The sequence below is a fragment of the Nonomuraea sp. NPDC049378 genome (assembly GCF_055586745.1).
The window spans coordinates 52,895-66,526 of the sequence record NZ_JBVJHP010000013.1 but is presented as its reverse complement, the minus strand read 5'-3'; the positions used below and the strand labels follow the sequence as shown (position 1 = coordinate 66,526).

Genomic DNA, 13,632 nt, shown 5'->3' with positions numbered 1-13,632 from the left:
ACGATGGATGGATGGAGCTTCAGCAGATGCGCTACGTCGTCGCCGTCGCCGAGACGAGCAACTTCACCCGCGCCGCCGAGCAGTGCCTGGTCGTGCAGTCAGCGCTGAGCCATCAGATCGCGCGGCTGGAGCGCGAGCTGGGCGCCAAGCTGTTCGACCGCACCAGCCGCCGCGTCCGGCTGACCCCGGCGGGCGAGGCGTTCCTCCCCGCCGCCCGCCAGGCTCTCGACGCCGCCGAGCGGGCCAGGGCCGAGGTGGCGGCCGCCGCGGGCGAGATCCGCGGCCGGCTCGCCATCGGCGCCATCCCCACCGTCACGGCGGTCGACCTGCCGGTCACGCTGCGGCGATTCCACCTGCGCCACCCGGAGGTGCGGATCAGCCTCCGTTCCGGCGCCAGCGAGGAGTTCGTCGAACGGGTGCGCCAGGGCACGCTGGACGTCGCTTTCCTGGGGCTTCCCCCCGGCGTCCGGCCCAAGAACGTCCGCGGCCGCGAGCTGGCACGCGGCGACCTCGTCGCCGTGGTCGCGCCCGGCCACCCGCTGGCCGGCGAGGAACGGGTGAGGCTGCGCAGGCTAGCCGACGAGCCGTTCGTCGACTTCCCCGCGGGCACCGCAGGCCGGATCCAGTCGGACGAGGCCTTCGCGGCGGCCGGGGTGGCGCGCGAGGTCGCCTTCGAAGTGTCGACCCCCGACTTCATGGCTCGCCTGATCCGGCAGGGCCTGGGGATCGGGATGCTGCCGGCGGCCTTCGTGTCCCAGCTCCCCGACCTGCCCGTCGTCCGGCTCAGCGACGCTCCTGCCCGCGCGGAGCACCTCATCTGGAGCCGGCACCAGCCCTCTCCCGCGGCCGCGGCCTTTCTGTCCGCGCTGGGCGTCTCGCCGCTGCCGGCCGAGACGGGCTCCGGCCCGTGAGCCGCCGGCACGCCGTGCTGAGGGCGGCGGCACGAACTGGGGTGCGGAAAATTGGGGTGAGGTTACGGCGGCGCTGGTGCACAGTGGACGGCGTGATGTCCGATTTTGTACCTGGTATTGAGCTGTCGCGGGCCTTCTATCGCGACGTGGTGGCGCCGCTGATCCCCGGGGTCACGCACAGCGCCGCGCTGATCGGGCCGGGCTCGGAGGTGCTGGAGTTCGACACCGCCCGCTCCACCGACCACGACTGGGGGCCGAGGGTGCTGCTGTTCGTGCCGGGCGAGCAGGTGGCCGAGGTGCGGGCGGCGGTGGAGGCGGGCCTGCCGGACCGGTTCGGCGGGTTCCCGACGGTGTTCGCCTATCACGGGCAGGTGCGCTCCGGGGTGACGGTGACGGAGCCGGGGGAGTGGCTGGCCGGGCGGCTGGGATTCGACCCGAGGCAGGGGGTGTCGCTGCTGGACTGGCTGTCGGCGCCGTGGCAGAGCCTGGCGGAGGTGACGTGCGGCGAGGTCTTCCACGACGGGCTGGGGGAGCTGGGCGGGCTGGAGACGGCCAGGGCGGCGCTGAGCTGGTATCCCGATGATGTGTGGCGCTACGTCCTGGCCTGCCAGTGGCGGCGGATCGCGCAGGAGGAGCCGTTTCCTGGCCGGTGCGGCGAGGTGGGCGACGAACTGGGGTCGGCCGTGGTGGGAGCGCGGCTGGCGCGGGAGGTGATGCGGCTGGCGCTGCTGCTGCGGCGGCGCTACCCGCCGTACGCCAAGTGGCTCGGCAGCGCGCTGGCGCGGATGCCGGGCTCGACCGAGCTGGGGGAGTCGCTGGGGGCGGCGCTGGCGGCCCGGTCATGGCGTGAGCGCGAGGCGGCGCTGGCGGCGGCGTACGCGCGGGTGGCGGCGCTGCAGAACCGCACGCGGCTGGCCGGATGGCTGGATGAGGAGGTGCGCGGGTTCTACGACCGGCCGTTCCAGGTGATTGACGGGGACCGGTTCGCCGATGCGCTGATGGCGTCGGTGACGGACCCGGTGATCAAGGGATTGCCGGTGGTCGGGTGCGTGGATCAGCTGTCGGATTCGACGGACCTGCTGGTGGCGCCGGGCAGGGCGCGGGCCGCGGCGGCCGCGGCCCTGCACCTCGGCACGTGACCATCGCAAGCGGGCGCCCCCGTCAGTGCCCCCGTCAGTGCCCCCGTCAGGGCCCCCGTCAGTCGATCAGGGCCGCGGCGAGCTTCTCGACGTGCACGCGCCAGGCGTCGCGCGCGGACGGGTCGCCGGTGTGGGTGATGATGAGGCGGGCGCCGTGGCCGGTGCCCGCCGCCAGCTCCCACCGCACGTGGCCGCCGGGGGCGTCGTATTCGAGGAGCTTGCCGCTCTCGACGCGCGTGACCGCGCCTTCGGCGAGGGCGGGCGGGGTGAACGGGGCCGGGGGCGGGCCGCCCGGCGTGGCCTGGTCGCCGTCGAGCCGCCGCCACAGGTGGTCGGCGGGGCGGGTGAGCTGGCGTTCGACGCGTACGGTGTCGCCGTCGGTGGTGGCGCAGGTCAGGCCGAGGATGGCGACGTAGTGCTCGTGCAGGGGAGCGCTGTCGCCGGGCGGGCTGACGGGGCGCTCGTCGAGGTGGGCGAGCATGGCCATGAGGCAGGTGTGCCATCCGGCGGCGAAGCTGGCGGCGCCGTGGTGGTCGGTGAAGGTGTGAATGAAGGTGAGCAGCGTGGCGTCGCCGTCGGGGTGGAGCTCCCAGCGCAGCTCGTCCTCGCCCCAGGTGTGGGCGAAGACGTGGGGCGGGTCGTTCTCGGTGATGCGGCCGTCGGGGCCGAAACCGTAGGCGATGCGGTCGCCGTCGATGGTGACCTCGGCGGGGAACCAGGCGGCCATGTGCTCGGGCCGGGTGATGGCGCGCCAGACCTTGCCGGGCGGGTGGGGGAGGCGGCGCTGCAGGCGCAGGGTGGTGCGGCCGTCGGGGTGCAGGGTGAGGGTCTCGTTCATGAGTCGTCCATGGTGTCGAGGTGGTCTTCGAGCAGGTCCAGGGAGTGGTTCCAGAGCCTGCGGTAGGGGGTGAGCCAGGCGTCGATCTCGGCGAGGGGCTGGGGGCGGAGTTCGTACCAGCGGCGTTGGGCGTCCTTGCGGACGGCGACGAGGCCGGCCTCGCGCAGGGCCCGCAGGTGTTTGCTGGTGCCGGGCTGGGTGAGGCCGAGGTGGTGGGTGAGTTCGCCGACGAGGTGAGGGCGTTGCAGGAGCAGGTCGAGGATCTGGCGTCGTGCGGGGTCGGCCAGCACGTCGAAGCGCATGGCGGCGAATATACCCGCCCAGCTATATACCCGCAAGTGCATGTACGCGGTCAGGCGCGGCGGGCGTTGGCGTGGACGGCCTGGCGGAAATAGCCCGCCAGGCCGGGAACCACATCCTCGAAGGTGGCGCGGAAACGAGGGTCGTCGACGTACAGCTCACCCAGACACCGGTGGAGCTCGGTCGTGCAGGTGTAGAACCAGCGGCTGATGTGACCGCGGTGGCGTTCGGCGAGGTCCATGGCGTGTTCGCCGTCGGCGGGCAGACCGGCCTTGAAGGCGGCGACGAGGTCGCCGGTGATGGCGGCCGCCTCGGCCCTGAGCTCCAGCCAGTCGGCCTTGGAGTAGGAGGCCACGCGGCGGCGGCTTTCCGCGTACGCCTCGGTGTCGCCCCAGCGGCGTACGACTTCCGGTTCGTGGTCCTCGGGCCGGAAGTCGCCGAACACCTCGAAGCGCTCCTCGGGCGTGAGGGCGAGGTCCAGGGTGTGGGCCTGCATGGAGCGTTCGACGGCGGCGATGACCTCGCGCAGGCGTTCGACCTTACGGGTGAGGAGCTCGTGCTGGCGGCGCAGATGGGTGAGCTCGTCGGCGTGGGGCGCGTCGAGGATGACGGCGATCTCGTCGAGGCCGAAGCCGAGCTCGCGGTAGAGCAGGATCTGCTGCAGGCGGACCAGGTCGGCGTCGGTGTAGCGGCGGTAGCCGGCGCGGGTGCGCTCGCCGGGGGCGAGCAGGCCGACCTCGTCGTAGTGGTGCAGGGTGCGCACGGTGATGCCGGCGAGCCGGGCGACCTGCCCTACGGAGAAGCTCATGGTCCCACCTTGCCGGGTGACGCCGGGTGAGGGTCAAGCCCGCCGGGGACGCGCGACGCTATGCACATCCTGAAGGTGCATCCCGTACCGTCGGGGGCCATGACCGATCGGTTGATCCGTACGAGCAGCCGGCTCCTCCTCCCGGTGGTCGCGCTCGCGCTGGCGTCCTGCAGCCTCTCCCACACCGGCGGCAGCGGGGAGGAGCGCCAGCCGCCGGCGTCGGCGTCGCGGAGCACCGCCTCGGCCGCCACGACGCCGCCGGGCGCTCCGGCCACGCCGTCCCCCACGGGCCCAGAACCGTCGAGCTGCCCGAACGGCGAGCTGATCCCGGCCGTGGAGGTGCCGGCGGTGCACGCCGACCCGGTGGTCGTACCTGAGGCGAAGGTCGGGGGAGAGGTCGTCCCCGCCGTCACCATCCCGGGCGTGGACATCCCCGCCGTCCGCATTCCCGCCCAGTGCACCGAGGTGGCCCCGGCGCCCGGCGGCTGCCTGGGGGCCGCGTCCATCCCGCCGGTGTCGATCCCCGCCGTACGGATCCCGCCGGTCGAGATTCCCGGCGTGGACGCGGGCGGGATCAAGCTCGACCCGGTGCGCGCGGAGGGCGTCTCGGCCCCGGCACAGAGCGCGCAGGGCGTGTCGACCCCCGAGGTGTGCCAGGCCGAGCCCAAGGACGGCGGCGTGGTGCCGTTCGTGATCCGCCCCTTCGTCATCCGGCCTTTCGTCATCCGCCCGTTCGTGATCCGTCGTTCGATCATCCGGCCGGAGGGCTGCAACGCGCGGCGGGAGTGCGTCCCCGCGGTCGAGGTGCCCGCCGTGGAGGCGCCCGGGGTCGAGGTGCCGGGGGTGGAGATCCCGGGAGCGGAGCTGAAGGGGTACGAGGTCGGCAGGAGCCAGGTGTTCGAGGGGAAGGACTCGATCGCGTTCGCCCTCGAAGCCGACGTGCTGTTCGACTTCGACAGCGCCGACATCAAACCGTCCGCGGCCGCCGATCTGGAAAAGGTCGCGCGGCGGCTGGCGGAGGAGGCCGGCGACGGGGTGACCATTCACGTCGACGGGCACACCGACGCCAAGGGAGACGTCGCGCACAACCAGCCGCTGTCGGAGCGGCGGGCCCGGGCGGTCGCGGACTGGCTGGCCGCCGAAGGAGGGCTGCCGGAAGCGCGGCTCGTGGCGCGGGGCTTCGGGGAGTCGAAACCCGCCGCGCCGAACACGACGGCGGGCGGCTCGGACAATCCGGCAGGCCGGGCCAAGAACCGCCGGGTGGTGATCTCGGCGCGGACATGAGCGCCTGCCCGCGTCGTGGCGGTGTCGCGGGGCGCCTGCGGGGATGCCATGGTGGGGATGAGCTGGGGATTCGGGTACCTACCTACGTGGAAATAGGTACTCGTATGGGGATTTTTCACCTCTTTCTTGGGTGGGTGGAGGAACCAGACTGGTCACATGAGCTCAATCCGCTGAGAAGCGGGAAGCGAGGATCGAAGTCATGTGCCAGCACCAGCCACCATGTCCCCCCGCGGACGCCGCCGGCCGCGAGGCCGCGCGCCTCGTGGCATACCACCCCGAGCAGGGATGGGGTCTGCTGTGCAACGGGGTCGTCTTCTTCGACGACACCGGCGAACTGCTGCCCGACGGCCGCAGCGTCGTCCCCTGCGCCGGGCGGGCGGCATGAACGCGACCGCGACGTGGACCCTGCCGCCACGACACGCTTCCGTGCCGCGCGCCCGCCACGCCGTGCGCGCGCAACTGCTCGCCTGGGGCCTGCCACACGGCAGCGAAGCCGCCGAACTGCTGGTCAGCGAACTCGTCACCAACGCCGTACGCCACGCCCGCGGCCCCATCCGGCTGCGCCTGTCGCTCACCGGCGACCTGCTGCACTGCGAGGTCGAGGACACCAGCCCCGACCTGCCCCACCTGCGCCCGGCGGGCCACGACGACGAGAGCTCACGCGGCCTGCACCTGGTGGAGGCCATCGCCTCCGGCTGGGGCAGCACCCGCACCCGGCGCGGCAAGCGCGTCTGGTTCGACCTGCCGCTCCCGCAACAGGCCGACGACGACGCCCTGACCCTCGAGGCGCAGGCCTGCTGACCGCCCACCCGGCCGCACCAATCCCGGGCATCGGCGCCCATCAGGCCGCCGACTGCACCAGACTCACACCATGACCTCCAGCAAACACCTCCGCAAGAAAGCCGCCATCACGGTCATGCGAGCGGCCAGAGCCGCCAACCGCAGCAAAATCACCCGCACCCTGCTACGCGGCCGAAGCGTCCGCCGCCTCCCCCTGGTCAACCGCCTCTACCACACCGTTTTCCGGCTCGGCGTCACCACCTCCGGCCACGACCCCGAAGCCCACTACCGCGGCGTCGTGCTCACCGGCCCCGCCTGGGACGCCACCATCATGCCCTCGGTCTCGGCCGGCTACTACGAAGAATTCGAAGTCACCCTGTACGAACGACTCGCCGCCGCCAGCCGCACCATCCTCGACATCGGCGCCAACATCGGCGTCTACGCCTGCACCGGCGCCACCCACCTACCGCCCGACGGCACCCTGATCGCCTTCGAACCCGTCCCCGAGAACATCGGCTACCTGCGCCGCAACGTCGACCGCAACCACCTCACCACCCGCGTCACCATCGAACCGATCGCCGTGGGCGCCACACCCGGCGACCTCACCGTGCACCTGTCAGGCGAGCAGTCCGGCAAACACTCCGCCGCCGCGGCCAACGTCGGCACCCCCGCGGGCGCCGTCACCATCCCCATGACCTCCATCGACACCTACCTCGCCCGCCACGACCTCCCCCCACCCGACATCATCAAGATCGACGTCGAAGGCTACGAAGGCTTCGTCCTGCACGGCGCCGCCGAAACCCTCACCGCCCAGCCCACCCTGCTGTTCGAACTCCACCCCCAGCTCCAGGCCAACTGCGGCTGCTCCGCCGGCGAACTGCTCGACCTCGTCTTCGCCCACTACCCCTGGGTCTTCGTCGTCGACGAACTCGACAACGCCCTGCGGCCCGCCACCCGCGACAGCCTGGACGCCCCGGACGCCATCGGCCTCTACCGCTCCAACCTCGTGGCGATCGGCCGGCAACACCACCTCGACGCCCTGCGCCCCTGGCACGCCAGCCCATGAACCACGCCACCGCCATGAAAGGGTCAAAACCCGGCCACGGGCCCTCGGCCACGCACCCGGCACCAGCGGCCGGCACATACGGTGGGTTACGGCGACACGGCTCCGGCGCCACGCGAACCCGCCGGCCGGTCGCCCCACACACCATGACAGCGGTGACGACCACCACCTCCAGGGAGCAGCGAACGAACAGGCTCCCGGCAGAGGTGACCAGCTTCATCGGACGCCGGCACGAAGTGGCCGACGTCAAGCGACTCCTGGCCGCATCCAGAGCCGTCACCCTCACCGGCGTCGGCGGCGTCGGCAAGACCCGCCTGGCCCTGCGCGTCGGCCAGGACCTGCGCCGCTCCTTCCGCGACGGCGTATGGCTCGTCGAACTCGCCTCCCTGCACCAGCCCGCCATCCTCGCCGAAAGCGTCGTCGAGGCCCTCGAGATCCGCGGCCACACCGCCGCACCCCCCGTGCAGGTCCTCATCGACCACCTGCACGACAAGCAGGCCCTGCTCATCCTCGACAACTGCGAACACCTCGTGCACGAATGCGCCGTCCTCGCAGAGACCCTGCTGCGCGCCGCCGGCGACCTGCGCATCCTCGCCACCAGCCGGCAAGCGCTCGGCATCGCCAGCGAACAGGCCGTACCCGTGCCACCCCTGTCACTGCCCGACGGCAGCACCGCCCGCCCCACCCTCGACGCCCTCAAACAAGGCGACGCCGTCCGCCTGTTCGCCGAACGCGCCCGAGCCGTCCTGCCCACCTTCGCCGTCACCGAGGACAACCGCGACGTCGTCACCCGCATCGTCCGCCGCCTCGACGGCCTGCCCCTGGGCATCGAACTCGCCGCCGTCCGGCTGCGCGCCCTGTCGGCACAGCAACTGCTCGACCGGCTCGACGACCGATTCCGCCTGCTCAACGCCGGATCGCGGGCAGAACTACCCCGCCACCAGACACTACGAGCCCTCATCGATTGGAGCTACGCACTGTGTTCGGACAAAGAACGACTCCTGTGGGAACGGGCCTCAGCCTTCGCCGGAGGCCTGGACCTGGAAGCGGCCGAGACGATCTGCTCCGGCCGCGGCATCAACCCCCACGACGTCGTCGACCTGGTGATCGGCCTGGTCGACAAGTCCGTACTGATTCGCGAAGACCACCCATCCGGCGTCCGCTACCGGATGCTGGACACCCTGCGCGCCTACGGCCGCGAACGCCTGACCGCCTCCGGCCACGACGACTGGCTGCGCGAACGGCACGCACGTTATTACCGCGACCTGGCCGCACGGACCCGAGCGGACCTGTTCGGCCCCCGGCAGGTGCACTGGCTCACCCGCCTGCACCTCGAACACGCCAACCTGCGCACCGCCCTGGAAGAGTCCTACAACGGACCGGACGGCGCGCCCACCGGCCTGACCATGGCCACCGACCTGCTCTATCACTGGACCACCAGTTATTACCTGGCTGAAGGCCGGCGCTGGCTGGACCACGGACTCAACACCGACGACGTCCCCGACGACGTCCGCGCCCGCGCCCTGTGGGCCGGCGGCTGGCTGGCCATCATCCAGGCCGACAAACCCGCCGCCACCACCATGCTGCACGCCAGCCGCCGCGCGGGGGAGCGGCTGCACAACCAGCACGTCCTCGGCTACGTCGCCCTGTTCTCCGGCATGATCGCCATGTGGGAGAACCGCACCGCCGACGCCGTCACCCTGTACGAGCAGGCCCTGGCCAAGCACCGCGCCAGCGGCGACCCCGCCGGCACGGCACTGTCACTCATCCGGCTGACACTGGCCCGCTCCTACACCGGCGACACCGCCTCCGCCATGGCCGCGGGGGAGGAGTGCCTGGCCCTGTGCGAAAACCACCACGAAAGCTGGCACCGCGCGTACGCCATGATGGCGCTGGGCGTCGAGGTGTGGCGCCAAGGAGACCTCCGGCGCGCCACCGACCTCGAACAACAGGCACTGGTGGTCACCCGCGGCCTGGGCGACTCCCTGGGCATCGGCATCACCCTCGAAGCGCTGGCCTGGATCGCCACCTCACAACGCCGCCACCAGCACGCCGCACGCCTGCTGGGCATCCTGCAGACGGTGTGGGCGTCCGTCGGCGCGCCCCTGTCCGGATACGGGCACCTGGCCGGTTACCACGACGCCTGCGAGGAAGAAACCCGCAAGGCGCTGGGGGAGACGGCGTTCGACACGGCCGTACTGCGCGGCGCCCGCATGCCGCTCGACGAGGCGCTGGCCTACGTCCTGAAAGAGGAACCGCCCAGCGGCCGCGACGACGGCAGCGAGCGGCGCGCCCGGCTGACCCGCCGCGAAAGCGAGATCGCCCAGCTCGTCGCCCGCGGCCTGACCAACAAGGAGATAGCCGCCTCGCTCGTCATCTCACAGCGCACCGCCGAAGGCCACGTCGAGCACATCCTGACCAAACTGGGCTTCAGCTCCCGCTCCCAGATCGCCGTATGGGTGGGAGAACGCACCAGAGCCGGCGACAACACCGCACCGGGGGAGTGAAACCGCGACCCGCGCCCAACCCGTCAATGCACGTGACCGCCGCCGGAAGGCAGCTCGAACCACGCCACCTGCCCGGAAACACCCCAACAACAGGCCAGCCGGGCCAGCAGCGACTGGTGCGGCGCAGGACCCGGCCGCGTCCCGGGACCGGCGAAGACGGCCGTCACCTCGCAACGCAGCAACCCGTCGTCCACCCGCAGCGCCAGCCTGATCCGGCCGCCGCAGCGGCGCAACGCGTCGGCGACGAGCTCGCCCACGAGCAACTCGGCCGCCTCCGCCTGCCGCTGCAGGCCCCACGCCGACAGCCGCGCCGTGACCAGGCGACGGGCGGCGGGCACCGCCGACGGCCGCGCCGACAACAACCACGACACCTCGCGATCCGGCCCCGCCCACCCGGTGCGCACGGCCAGCGCGTCGGCCATGGCCAGAAGCGCGTTACGGGAGGGGAGGCGTACGACGGGCGTCCTCGGGTCGCTTCCTCGCCGGTCCATGGCACGCACGTCGGTTCCTCTCCCTCGGGGGCTGGTGAGCGGTCCTCACGTAGCTTGCCGCCGCACCACCAACCACAAGACGGGAGAAATACCTATATGGGTACCTATTGGGTGCTACGCAGGCGGCAACCCCCACCCACCACAATGAACACCATGAACACCCGCACCGCCGCCCAACGCTTCGCCGACACCTGGCAACACGGCTGGACCCACCACGACACCGACGCCGTCATCGCCCTCTACCACGACGAAGCCGTCCACACCAGCATGCCCTTCCGCCCGCCCCACCAGGGCAAACACGCCATCGCCGACTACATCACCTGGTCATTCAGCAGCGAAACCGACCCCCACGTCACCTTCGCCACACCCCTCGTCGACGGCGACCAGGCCGCCATCGAATTCCAGGTCCACGCCCTCGACAACGGCCGGCCCACCACCCTCGCAGGCTGCGTACTCGTCCACTTCGACCCCGACGGACTCGCCGTACGCACCCGCGACTACTGGCACACCACCGACCGCCACCCCGACCCAGAAAACCCAGCGAGCTAACGCGCCACCCGAACCGGCCTTGCAGCGACCGGCCGCGACACCGGCCGCGACGGCACCGGAGCCGCCTGCGGTTGAGGACGCGCCACCCGCTGCGCCGCCTCCTCCTCGGCACGCCGCTCGGCGCACCCACCCCCGCAGTAGCCGTTCGACACGATCAGCCGCCCCCGCAACGCCGTGTACGCCTCCTTACCCGAAGCAGGCAGAACCCCCTGACACACCTGGCATAACACCGACTGGCTCCCCACGTGCTGCTCCTCTCGCGGCGCGAATAGCAGAATCCCCACATTAAGCGCGTCAACCCCACCGGGGAAGCGAATCGACAGGCCGTCAAGCCAGCCCGTCAAACCCGCGGGGGACGTCCCCCCAGCCCCGTGGATCCCTCCTCTACTTGACATAATGTTAATTATCGAGCAACTACGAGAGCGGCCCGACTAAACCGTTTCCTCCCGGGAAGACGCCTCCCATGTCACCCCTGGAGGTCACCACCCCGAGCCTCATCGCCCTGTCGGCCGTCCTCGCCGCCGCGGTCATCTGGTTGATCATCTGGGCCGTCCGGCTCACCAGGCGCCCGCGCAACCGGCCCAATCCCAGCATGGATCTTGTGGATCAGGCGCGGGAGCTCAAGGCGCTCGGCCAGATCCGCGAGGCCGTGTTTCTCGTACGCGGTGAGACCGGCATGAGCCAGCGGGCCGCCTCGCGTTTCGTCAACCGGCTGTAGGTCCGTGCCCTTCCGGGCGCCCGTGCGGATCCGTGTCCGATACCCGACAGAACAGGGATTCTGTTTGGTATCGGGTGTTGTGTCCTGGTTTCGTGCTGCATGTTCCCTGGTCGGCAGGCAGGCAGGGTCCGGCCGTGCGCCGGGGTTCTCCCGTGGCCCCGGCCGGTCCGTGTACGGGCGGCTCGTGCGGGGGTCCGCGCCGCCGCGTCCCGTCGCGAGGGCGCTCGGCCCCGCTCCCCTGCTCGCGGCGGGAGTGCGGCCCGCTCCCCCGGGATGATCGCCGAGGGTGCGTTCACGTCGCAGAGCGTGATGTTTGTGGGCAAAAGGGATTTATCGGCGCTGGTCAGCCGGGGTTTTTGCGGCGAAGTGTCAGCGGTGGTGTGAGTTTCGTGTCAGCATCGATGGCATGTATGGGTTATATGGGACGGACTTTAATGTCCGAGACCGGTGGGTTCACCCGTCCGGCTGAGTCCGGTCCCCCATGCCCGTGCGTCGTGTCGTCTCCCCTTGTCCGGAAAGAAGTACCGCGTTGCGTATCTTGCTGCTCTGCTCCGCGTTCAATGGCCTGACCCAGCGTTCCTGGCTCGCTTTGCGGCGTGAGGGTCATGAGGTGAGTGTCGAGCTGGCCGTCTCTGAGCAGGCCATGGTGGAGGCGGCCGAGCTGGCGAAGCCGGATCTGGTGATCTGCCCGTTCCTGAAGGAGCGGGTGCCGGCGGCGTTGTGGCAGGGGCACCGTACGGTGATCATCCATCCTGGTCCTCCTGGGGATCGTGGGCCGTCGTCGCTGGATTGGGCGATCGTGGACGCCGAGCCTGAGTGGGGGGTGACGGCGTTGCAGGCGGTGGAGGAGATGGACGCGGGTCCGATCTGGGGGTATCGGATGTTCGCGATGCCGGCGGAGCCGCCGCGTAAGTCGGCGTTGTACAACGGGCCGGTGGCCGATGCGGCGGTCGAGCTGGTGGTGGAGGTGGCGGGGAAGGCGGCGGACGCGTCGTTCGTGCCGGTGCCGCTGGATTATCGTTCGCCTGAGGTGCGGGGGCGGTTGCGGCGGGCGATGCGGCATGCGGATCGGGAGTTTTCCTGGTCGGAGTCGAGTGAGGAGATCGTGCGCCGGGTGCGGGCGGCGGATGGGTCGCCGGGTGGGCGGACGGTGTTGTGCGATCTTCCGGTGCGGGTGTTCGACGTGTACCGGGGTCCGGAGTTGCCGGATGGGGTGCCGGGTGAGGTGGTGGCGCGGCGTGAGGGGGCCGTGCTGGTGTGTACGGGGGACGGTTCGGTGTGGGTGGGGCATCTGCGGTTGGAGCGTGAGGGGGCGGTGAAGTTGCCGGCGGCGATGGCGTTGGGTGAGCTGGTGGCGTCGGCGCCGGAGCGGTCGGGGTACAGCGAGATCACGTATGACCGTAGTGACGGTGTGGGGGTGGTGAGTTTCGACTTCTACAACGGGGCGATGTCGACGGAGCAGTGCCGGCGGTTGGCGGCGGCGTTGCGGTATGCGGCGGCGCAGGATACGCGGGTGCTGGTGGTGCGGGGTGGGGAGGTGTTCTCCAACGGCATTCATCTGAATGTGATCGAGGCGGCGCGGCATCCGGAGCTGGAGTCGTGGATGAACATCAACGCGATCAATGCGGTGTGTCGTGAGGTGATCGGGTGTACGGGGCAGCTGGTGGTGACGTCGATGGGCGGCAATGCCGGTGCTGGTGGGGTGATGATGGGGTTGGGTGCGGATCGGGTGATCGTGCGTGAGGGGGTGGTGTTGAATCCGCATTATCGGACGATGGGGTTGTTCGGTAGTGAGTTCTGGACGTATGCGTTGCCGCGTCGGGTGGGTGCGGAGCAGGCGTTGCGGTTGACGCAGGAGGCGTTGCCGATCGGGGCGGCCGAGGCGGTGGAGCTGGGGCTGGCGGACAGGATGTTGTCGGGGCCGCGGTTGGATTTCGAGCGCCGGGTGCTGGAGTACGCGGAGCGGCTGGCGGTGGATCCGGGTTACGATCGGTTGCTGGCGGGGCGTCGGGCGGCGCGGGAGGCGGATGAGCGGCGTAAGCCGTTGGATGCGTTCCGGGCTGAGGAGCTGGCGGAGATGAGCCGGGACATGTTCGATGATCAGAATGGGTTCCGGGCGGCTCGGCGGGCGTTCGTGCACAAGGTGAAGGCTGAGGCGACGCCGGAGCATCTGGCGGTTCATCGGGGGTTGTCCGGCGCGTCGTCGGTGTCGGGCGCGGAGACATCTCATATGTGAGATATGGT

At 70.9% G+C, this 13,632-nt stretch carries 14 protein-coding genes; 10 read left to right on the top strand and 4 right to left on the bottom strand.

Going from position 1 to position 13,632, the window contains the following annotated elements; translation table 11 throughout:
• Positions 1 to 11: 11 nt before the first annotated feature.
• Both ACZ6SA_RS27470 and ACZ6SA_RS27465 read left to right on the top strand, forming a co-directional pair.
• A complete protein-coding gene (locus ACZ6SA_RS27470; protein ID WP_443152664.1) occupies positions 12 to 911 on the top strand; it encodes a LysR family transcriptional regulator in 900 nt (299 codons plus the stop codon).
• Positions 912 to 1,006: 95 nt separating this feature from the next.
• Complete coding sequence (locus tag ACZ6SA_RS27465; protein ID WP_347645144.1) at positions 1,007 to 2,050, top strand: DUF4037 domain-containing protein; 1,044 nt, start codon at positions 1,007 to 1,009, stop codon at positions 2,048 to 2,050.
• A gap of 58 nt (positions 2,051 to 2,108) precedes the next feature.
• Here the strand turns inward: ACZ6SA_RS27465 and ACZ6SA_RS27460 are convergent, their stop codons facing one another.
• From ACZ6SA_RS27460 to ACZ6SA_RS27450, 3 genes are read right to left on the bottom strand one after another with little or no spacing between them, the layout of a single operon-like run.
• Positions 2,109 to 2,888 (bottom strand): SRPBCC family protein, encoded by a 780-nt coding sequence (locus tag ACZ6SA_RS27460; protein ID WP_465831279.1) that lies wholly within the window; start codon positions 2,886 to 2,888, stop codon positions 2,109 to 2,111.
• Positions 2,885 to 3,190, bottom strand: coding sequence for an ArsR/SmtB family transcription factor (locus ACZ6SA_RS27455; RefSeq protein ID WP_347645146.1), 306 nt, complete (start codon positions 3,188 to 3,190; stop codon positions 2,885 to 2,887). The genes ACZ6SA_RS27460 and ACZ6SA_RS27455 overlap by 4 nt, the downstream gene beginning before the upstream one ends.
• A 50-nt stretch (positions 3,191 to 3,240) precedes the next feature.
• Positions 3,241 to 3,996, bottom strand: coding sequence for a MerR family transcriptional regulator (locus ACZ6SA_RS27450; protein WP_465831276.1), 756 nt, complete (start codon positions 3,994 to 3,996; stop codon positions 3,241 to 3,243).
• Positions 3,997 to 4,095: 99 nt separating this feature from the next.
• Between ACZ6SA_RS27450 and ACZ6SA_RS27445 the strand changes: the two genes are divergently transcribed.
• The 5 genes from ACZ6SA_RS27445 to ACZ6SA_RS27425 all read left to right on the top strand — a co-directional run bounded on the left by ACZ6SA_RS27445 (position 4,096) and on the right by ACZ6SA_RS27425 (position 9,630).
• Positions 4,096 to 5,280 (top strand): OmpA family protein, encoded by a 1,185-nt coding sequence (locus tag ACZ6SA_RS27445; RefSeq protein ID WP_465831274.1) that lies wholly within the window; start codon positions 4,096 to 4,098, stop codon positions 5,278 to 5,280.
• Between the two features lie 199 nt (positions 5,281 to 5,479).
• Positions 5,480 to 5,665, top strand: coding sequence for a DUF5999 family protein (locus ACZ6SA_RS27440; protein WP_347645151.1), 186 nt, complete (start codon positions 5,480 to 5,482; stop codon positions 5,663 to 5,665).
• Complete coding sequence (locus ACZ6SA_RS27435; RefSeq protein WP_347645152.1) at positions 5,662 to 6,081, top strand: ATP-binding protein; 420 nt, start codon at positions 5,662 to 5,664, stop codon at positions 6,079 to 6,081. The genes ACZ6SA_RS27440 and ACZ6SA_RS27435 overlap by 4 nt, the downstream gene beginning before the upstream one ends.
• A gap of 70 nt (positions 6,082 to 6,151) precedes the next feature.
• Positions 6,152 to 7,126 (top strand): FkbM family methyltransferase, encoded by a 975-nt coding sequence (locus tag ACZ6SA_RS27430; protein WP_465831271.1) that lies wholly within the window; start codon positions 6,152 to 6,154, stop codon positions 7,124 to 7,126.
• Between the two features lie 143 nt (positions 7,127 to 7,269).
• Entirely contained in the window at positions 7,270 to 9,630 is a 2,361-nt protein-coding gene (locus ACZ6SA_RS27425; protein ID WP_465831269.1) for an ATP-binding protein, read from the top strand.
• A 23-nt stretch (positions 9,631 to 9,653) separates the two neighbouring features.
• On the opposite strand, the gene ACZ6SA_RS27420 is transcribed toward ACZ6SA_RS27425, so the two are convergent.
• Positions 9,654 to 10,130: an ATP-binding protein gene (locus ACZ6SA_RS27420; protein WP_465831267.1), complete on the bottom strand. Its 477-nt coding sequence runs from the start codon at positions 10,128 to 10,130 to the stop codon at positions 9,654 to 9,656.
• A 144-nt stretch (positions 10,131 to 10,274) separates the two neighbouring features.
• On the opposite strand from ACZ6SA_RS27420, the gene ACZ6SA_RS27415 reads away from it, so the two are divergent.
• The 3 genes from ACZ6SA_RS27415 (at position 10,275) to ACZ6SA_RS27405 (ending at position 13,624) form a co-directional block, all read left to right on the top strand.
• Positions 10,275 to 10,670 (top strand): nuclear transport factor 2 family protein, encoded by a 396-nt coding sequence (locus ACZ6SA_RS27415; protein WP_465831265.1) that lies wholly within the window; start codon positions 10,275 to 10,277, stop codon positions 10,668 to 10,670.
• A 463-nt stretch (positions 10,671 to 11,133) separates the two neighbouring features.
• Positions 11,134 to 11,388, top strand: a complete 255-nt coding sequence (locus ACZ6SA_RS27410) for a hypothetical protein (protein WP_347645158.1) — start codon at positions 11,134 to 11,136, stop codon at positions 11,386 to 11,388.
• A 529-nt stretch (positions 11,389 to 11,917) separates the two neighbouring features.
• Complete coding sequence (locus ACZ6SA_RS27405; RefSeq protein WP_443152674.1) at positions 11,918 to 13,624, top strand: enoyl-CoA hydratase-related protein; 1,707 nt, start codon at positions 11,918 to 11,920, stop codon at positions 13,622 to 13,624.
• The last annotated feature ends 8 nt before the right edge of the window (positions 13,625 to 13,632 follow it).